This is a genomic window from Microbacterium sp. B24, assembly GCF_000333415.1.
In the GTDB taxonomy this organism is placed as follows: domain Bacteria; phylum Actinomycetota; class Actinomycetes; order Actinomycetales; family Microbacteriaceae; genus Microbacterium.
In genome coordinates, this window is record NZ_BADB01000443.1 from 1 (window position 1) to 6,752 (window position 6,752).

Genomic DNA, 6,752 nt, shown 5'->3' on the forward strand with positions numbered 1-6,752 from the left:
TCACCGGCCTGACCCGTCTCGAGCGAGGTCATGTGCGTTCCAGCAGCTGCCAGTGGTCGACGGGTCGCCGTCCAGCTGGATACCGTGTCGGAGCNGTCAGCACCTTCGAGCGCTCGAGGAAGATGTCCTTCCCTGCTTCGAGCGGGCCGGCGGCGCCACCCTCCTCGTTCTTCGTGAAGCGGTAGTAGTAGTCCCCGATCTTCGTGACGGTCGAGTCGATACGGGCGTATCCCGTGTCCTGCCAGCTCGCCGGGGGTGCCGTGAAGGTGCGGAAGTCACGCGTGAGCACAGCGAACATCCGCGCATACAGGTTGTCGTTGTTCGTGTGGCTCGCGTCGGAGTACAGCCGCGACGCGAAGAACACGACGTACGACTGGAGCGCGTCGTCCCAGTACGCCTCCGGCGCCCAGGTCATCCCCGCAGCGGGCTGGTTGACCGTGATGCCGCTGTCCTCGCCGTTGGTGCGCTTCCAGTTCACGAGGTCCGTCGACTCCCACACCTCGATCTTGAGGCTGCCGGCGGATTGGGCGGGGCCCCAGCCGGTGCCGCAACCGATGCACAGATCGGTCGCGACCATGTAGTACTTGTCGCCGTCCTTCGAGCGCAGGATGTAGGGGTCGCGCAGGCCCTTCGTGTCGGTCGTCGAGGTGATGACCGGGTTGCCGCCGTTGACCGGCGAGAACGTGAAGAAATCGTTGCCGCTGGTCGCCGCCTGGTAGATCTTCTCGTCGCTGTCGGACTTGAAGTAGGCCGCGGCGTAGCCCGCGTCGGGCGCGGTGCGACCGTGCTCGGCCACCGTGACGGTGAAGGTGCGCTCATCGTGCATGCCGTTGAGGACGGCGTGCGCCGTGAGGGTCACCTCACGGTCACCGGCGCCGTACGCCGGTCGGGTGACGATGCCACCACCGCGGTACGGGTCGGCGAGCCCGACGGCGGGCGCGGTGTACCCCGCGTCGGTCGCCGTCACCAGAGACGGGTCGGAGGAGGTCCAGGTGATGGCCGCGCCGTTGACGGCACCCGTGGTCGCCAGCGGCAGGTTCTCGGTGGTGCGGTTCGCGAGGACGATCGCGTCGAGGTCGGCCGAGACGGTCGGTGCGATGACGGTCACGTCGAACGTGATGGTCGAGCCGAGCGTGCTGACCGCGGTCAGCGTCACGGGGGTGTCGGACGAGATCGCGCGCGAGACCACGCCCGAGGTCGAGACGACCGAGGGCGCAGACGACGACCACGTCAGGCCGACGCCGTTGACCGTCGCCGGCAGGGTCAGATTCGACGTGACGTTCGTCAGCGCGGAGTTCGCGCCAAGCATCTGCGCCAACACGTCTCCGCGCAGCAGAGCCGCGGTGGTCGCCTTCTTCTGCTCGGCGGTCGGCATGCTCGCCGACACCTCGCCGGACGTCAGCGCGACATCCCAGAACTTGACGTCCGACACGTCCGCGCGCAGCAGCGGGTCGCCCTGGTACAGCGAGCGGCCCAGGTAACCCATCACCGCACCCGTCGGGATGATCGAGCTCAACGAGAGCGAGTGGGTGAGGGTCGAGATCTGCTGCCCGTCGCGGTACAGCGTCAGCGTGTTGCCGGAACCGACCATCGTGAGGGTCGTGAAGCCCGGGTTCAGGCCGCCGCCGGCCGGCATGCGCGTCTCGCCGTTGCTGTTGCCGTTCTTGACGCGGATCGCCGCCAGCACCTGGTCGGTGTAGCCGCCCTGCGCCGAGCGCGGGCTGAGGAAGATGTGGTTGCCGAGCTGCGTGGTGTTCCACGGGCCGACGCCGTCGCCGATGACCCATCCGAAGTGGTTGGCGGAGGTCTGGGTGGACACCGTGTACTCGACGGTGAAGTTGTTGTCCGATCCGGTGATCAGGCCGGACGGCAACGACGCGTAGCCGTCGGCGCGGAAGCGCAGCACGGCGTCGCCCGCGGCATCCGCGAAGGAGGCGTCGGTCAGTCCGGTGAGCGTGGCATTGCGACCGTTGCCCGACACGTCGAGCAGCGTCGATCCGCTGTGCGACATGTCGTAGTGGGCGCTCGGGGCCGGCACGTCGGCGGCGGATGCCGCGTTCGGCGCGGCCAGGCCGACGCCGGTGAGCGCGAGAACGCCGGCAACGGTCGCGGCGAGTGCTCGACGCGGTGTGTGCCCGGGCGCCGAGGCGCGCGGGATCCGTGTTGATCTCATCATCGAGAGAGTTCCTCTTGTTTCGGGTGGGGGTGGTGAGGTCGGGGTCAGAGGCCCTGGGCCAGGCGGTAGTACGCCTGGTTCCAGCGCAACTCCTTCTGGAATCCGCGGACGGTCGTGTCCTCGTCGATGACGAGAAGCTCGGTGCCGGCGATGTCCGCGAAGTCGCGGAACACCTCGATGCCGACGGCGGTGGTCATCACGGTGTGGTGGGCGGCGCCGGCGGTGAGCCAGCAGGCGGCACTGGTGGCGAAGTCGGGGGCCGGCTTCCAGATCGCGCGCCCGACGGGAAGCTTCGGCAGGTCGGGGGCCTCGACGTTCTCGACGACGTTGGCCACGAGACGGAACCGATCGCGCATGTCACTCATCGCGACCACGACGGCCGGGCCCGGGTCGGCCGTGAAGACGAGGCGGACGGGGTCGTCCTTGCCGCCGATGCCGAGCGGGTGGATCTCCAGCCGCGGCTTCTGCGTCGTCAGCGAGGGCGAGACCTCGAGCATGTGCGCGCCGAGGATCTTCTCGTCCCCCGCGACCAGGTCGTAGGTGTAGTCCTCCATGAGGCTCGCTCCGCCGGGCAGCCCCGCGCCCATGACGTTGGCCACGCGGACGAGGATCGCGGTCTTCCAGTCGCCCTCCGCGCCGAAGCCGTATCCCTCGGCCATCAGGCGCTGCACGGCGAGCCCGGGCAGCTGTGTCAGGGCGCCGAGGTCCTCGAACGAGGTCGTGAAGGCACCGAAGCCACCGGCTTCCAGGAACGTCCGCAGACCGACCTCGATCGCGGCGCCGTCGCGCAGCGACTGGTGGCGCTCGGCACCGGGCAGCAGCTCCTCGGCGACGTCGTACTCGTCGAGGTACACCTGCACGAGCGCGTCGATGTCGGCCTCGGATGCCGCCGCGACGGCATCCACGAGCTCGTTCACGCCCCACGTGTTCACCTGCACGCCGAAACGGAGCTCGGCCTCGGTCTTGTCGCCCTCGGTGACGGCGACGTAGCGCATGTTGTCACCGAAGCGGGCGAGCTTCAGCGTGCGCGCGGCCTGCCACCCGGCGGCGGCGCGCTGCCACTGCTCGATCTGACCGAGAACGGCGGGGTTGGAGACGTGCCCGACGACCGTCTTGCGCGCCACGCCCAGGCGCGTCTGGATGTAGCCGAACTCTCGGTCGCCGTGGGCGGCCTGGTTCAGGTTCATGAAGTCGAAGTCGATGTCCTCCCAGGGCAGCTCGACGTTCGCCTGCGTGTGCAGGTGCAGCAGGGGCTTCTGCAGGGCGTCGAGACCTGCGATCCACATCTTCGCCGGGCTGAACGTGTGCATCCAGGCGACGACGCCGATCACCGAGTCGTCGCTGTTGGCGTCGAGCGCCAGGCGCCGAATGGAGTCCGAATCGGTGAGCACGGGCTTCCACTCGACGCGCACCGGCAGGGCGCTCAGGCCCGCCGCCACCTGCTGGGACTGCGCGGCGACCTGGCGCAGGGTCTCCTCTCCGTACAGCCCCTGGCTGCCGGTGACGAACCAAACGGTGTAGTTCTCGAGAGAGGTGGAGAGGGTCATGATGTCTTTCCGGTCGGTGAGTGTGAGAAGCCTCGAAGATCGAGGCGTCCTCAGAGTGAGTGGACGGCCGCCGCCTCGACGGCGAGGCCGGCTCGGTAGCGGTCGAGGTAGGTGGCGAATCCCGCGACATCCGCGGGAACGGGCTCGACGACGGATGCCGCGGCATCCGCGAACACGGTCTCGTCGAGGTAGGTGCCCAGCGTGAGGTCGCGCCCCTGGGCCACAGCGCGGCGGAACGCCGCCAGGACGGCGATGCCCCACGCCCCGCCCTCCGAGGCGGTCTCTCCCACGGCGACCGGCGCATCCAGCGCCGCGGCGAGGAAGCGCTGCGCGACCCCGGCCGTGCGGAAGACCCCACCGTGCGCGTACATGCGATCCAGCGCCACGCCCTCTGCGGCGAGCACCTGCATGCCGAGGGCGAGCGTGCCGAACACGCCATAGACCTGTGCGCGCATGACGTTCGCGAGACTGAGTGTCGATTCCGGGGTGCGCACGAAGAGCGGGCGCCCCGCCGTGAGGCCGGCGATCGGCTCACCGGCCAGGTGGTTGTACGCCAGCAGGCCTCCCGCGTCGGCGTCGCCGTCCAGAGCTTCGCGCAGCAGCACGCCGAAGACCTCGTCGTCGTCCAGCGGTGTGCCGGATGCCGCCGCGAACCGACGGAACAGCCCCGCCCACGCCGCCAGCTCGCTGGCGCCGTTGTTGCAGTGGACCATCGCGACGGGGTCGCCGGCGGGGGTCGTGACGAGATCGAGCTCGTGGTGCTGGGCGGCGAGCGGGCCCTCCAGCACGACCATCGCGAAGATGGAGGTGCCGGCGCTGACATTGCCGGTGCGCGGCGCGACGGCCCCGGTCGCGACCATCCCCGTGCCCGCATCGCCCTCCGGCGGACACAGCGGAATGCCGGGTCGCAGCCGACCACTCGGATCGAGCAGCGCCGCACCGTCCACCGTGAGGGCGCCGGCGTCCGCACCGGCGGGCAGCGCCTGCGGCAGCAGCGCACGAAGCGGGGGGATCTCTCCCGGTGCGAGCGCGTCGAAGCGGGCGATGAGCCGCTCGTCGTAGTCGGCGGTGCCGGCGGCGATCGGGAACATGCCCGATGCGTCACCGACGCCGAGCACGCGACGACCGGTCAAGCGTTCGTGGACGTATCCGGCGAGCGTGTTGACGGCGGCCACTCGCGACACGTGTGACTCTCGGTCGATGACCGCCTGGCGCAGGTGCGCGATCGACCAGCGCAGCGGAATGTTGACCCCGAACAGCTCGGACAACTCCGCCGCCGCTGCGGCGGTGTTCGTGTTGCGCCACGTCCGGAAGGGAACGAGCAGCTCGCCCGCCTCGTCGAAGGCGAGGTAGCCGTGCATCATCGCCGACACACCGATCGATCCCACGGTCTCGGGGGTCACGCCGTGGGTGCGCTCGAGATCGGCGACGAGGTCGGCGTACGCGGCCTGCAGCCCTTCCCAGATCGCTTCCAGCGGGTAGGTCCACAGGCCGTCTTCGAGTCTGTTCTCCCACGCGTGCGAGCCGACGCCGAGCACGCTCGCGGGCGCTTCGGCACCCACGAGACAGGCTTTGATGCGCGTCGAGCCGAACTCGATGCCGAGACTCGTGCGACCCGTGCGGATCGCGTCCGCCGCTTCCCCGCTCATCGACGCTCGTCCGTTCCCTGCCCGTAGACGTTCTGGTAGCGGTTGTAGAGCGCGTCGATCTTGTCCTGCGGGATCGGGATCAGCTCGCCGGCCTGGCGCGCGATGTGCACCGTCCGGGCGACGTCCTCGCACATGACGGCGGCCTTCACAGCATCCTTGGCGTTCACGCCGATCGTGAAGGGGCCGTGGTTCTGCATGAGCACTGCGCGACTGCGGTGCCCGCGCAGCGTGTCCACGATGCCGCGGCCGATGGAGTCGTCGCCGATGATGGCGAACGGCCCGACCGGGATCGGCCCACCGAACTCATCGGCCATGGCCGTGATGACGCAGGGAATCTCCTCGCCGCGCGCCGCCCACGCCACCGCATAGTCGGAGTGGGTGTGCACGACACCGCCGACCTCGGGCATGTGTCGGTACACGTACGCGTGGGCCGCGGTGTCGCTGGACGGGCTGCGGTCGCTGCCCGGCGTTCCCGCGATGACGGCGCCGTCGAGGTCGCAGAGGATCATGTTCTCGGGGGCGAGGTCGTCGTAGGAGACGCCCGAGGGCTTGATCACGAAGAGGTCGCTGTCCGGCACGCGCCCAGAGACGTTGCCGCCCGTCCAGACCACCAGGCCGTACCGCACGAGCTCCGCGTGCAGCGCGGCCACATCGGCGCGGACGGCGTCGATGCGCTCCTGCAGGTGCTGGTCGATCACACGGCCCCCTGCCGGCGCGCTCACTCGCTCCTCCGCTTCGTGAGCACCCGCTGCAGCAGCACGAAGGCGAGGAGGATGCCGCCAGTGATGATCGTGAGGTACTCGGGCTTGATCGAGCCGTCCTTCGTGATGATCATCCACAGGGCGGCGAGCACGAGCGTGCCCACCACGGAACCCAGCACGTAGCCGACGCCGCCGGTGAGCAGCGTGCCGCCGATCACGACCGCAGCGATCGCGTCGAGCTCCCAGCCGATGCCGGTGACGTTCTGCGCTTTGCCGCCCACCTCTGCGGTGTAGACCACTCCGGCAAGGCCGGCGAGAGCGCCGCTGAGGATGTAGATCCAAACCCGCGTGCGGGCCACGGGCAGGCCCATCAGCTGGGCCGACGACTCGGCACCGCCGATCGCGTAGATCGTGCGTCCCGTGCGGGTGCGGTGCAGGAAGAAGACCGCGGCGATCACGACGACGACGGCGATGAAGAAGCCGGGCGTGAGGACGAGATCGTTGGTCTTGGGGCCGTCGATGAGCTTGAAGTCCGTGGCCAGCAGCAGGATCGGAGAGCCGGGGTGTGCGGGACGAGCACCCCGGCATTGACGCCGGGCAGCGGGTCGATGCCGATGACGGGTTGGATGCCGAGGTACTTCGCGGCGTTGGCGACGAGCCCGTCCTTCCGACGACGAGC

5 protein-coding genes are annotated in these 6,752 nt (G+C 69.5%); all 5 read right to left on the reverse strand.

Features of this window, described 5'->3' with window-relative positions; translation table 11 throughout:
• Positions 1-28 precede the first annotated feature (28 nt).
• Positions 29-2,176: an immunoglobulin-like domain-containing protein gene (locus tag I5I_RS13180; protein WP_051039628.1), complete on the reverse strand. Its 2,148-nt coding sequence runs from the start codon at positions 2,174-2,176 to the stop codon at positions 29-31.
• A 44-nt stretch (positions 2,177-2,220) separates the two neighbouring features.
• Positions 2,221-3,723: an L-arabinose isomerase gene (gene araA / locus I5I_RS13185; RefSeq protein WP_036320591.1), complete on the reverse strand. Its 1,503-nt coding sequence runs from the start codon at positions 3,721-3,723 to the stop codon at positions 2,221-2,223.
• A gap of 50 nt (positions 3,724-3,773) precedes the next feature.
• Complete coding sequence (locus tag I5I_RS13190; RefSeq protein WP_036320593.1) at positions 3,774-5,372, reverse strand: xylulokinase; 1,599 nt, start codon at positions 5,370-5,372, stop codon at positions 3,774-3,776.
• Positions 5,369-6,094, reverse strand: a complete 726-nt coding sequence (locus I5I_RS13195; protein ID WP_051039629.1) for an L-ribulose-5-phosphate 4-epimerase — start codon at positions 6,092-6,094, stop codon at positions 5,369-5,371. Before I5I_RS13195 ends, I5I_RS13190 begins: the two co-directional genes overlap by 4 nt.
• Positions 6,091-6,752 (reverse strand): ABC transporter permease (locus I5I_RS13200; RefSeq protein WP_374699921.1); only part of this gene is annotated, 662 nt, incomplete at its 5' end. The genes I5I_RS13200 and I5I_RS13195, both read right to left, overlap by 4 nt.

Coding starts and splice junctions, on each gene's coding strand:
- I5I_RS13190 (WP_036320593.1), bottom strand. CDS start 5,372: ATGAGCGGGGAAGCGGCGGACGCGATCCGCACGGGTCGCACGAGTCTC.
- araA (WP_036320591.1), bottom strand. CDS start 3,723: ATGACCCTCTCCACCTCTCTCGAGAACTACACCGTTTGGTTCGTCACC.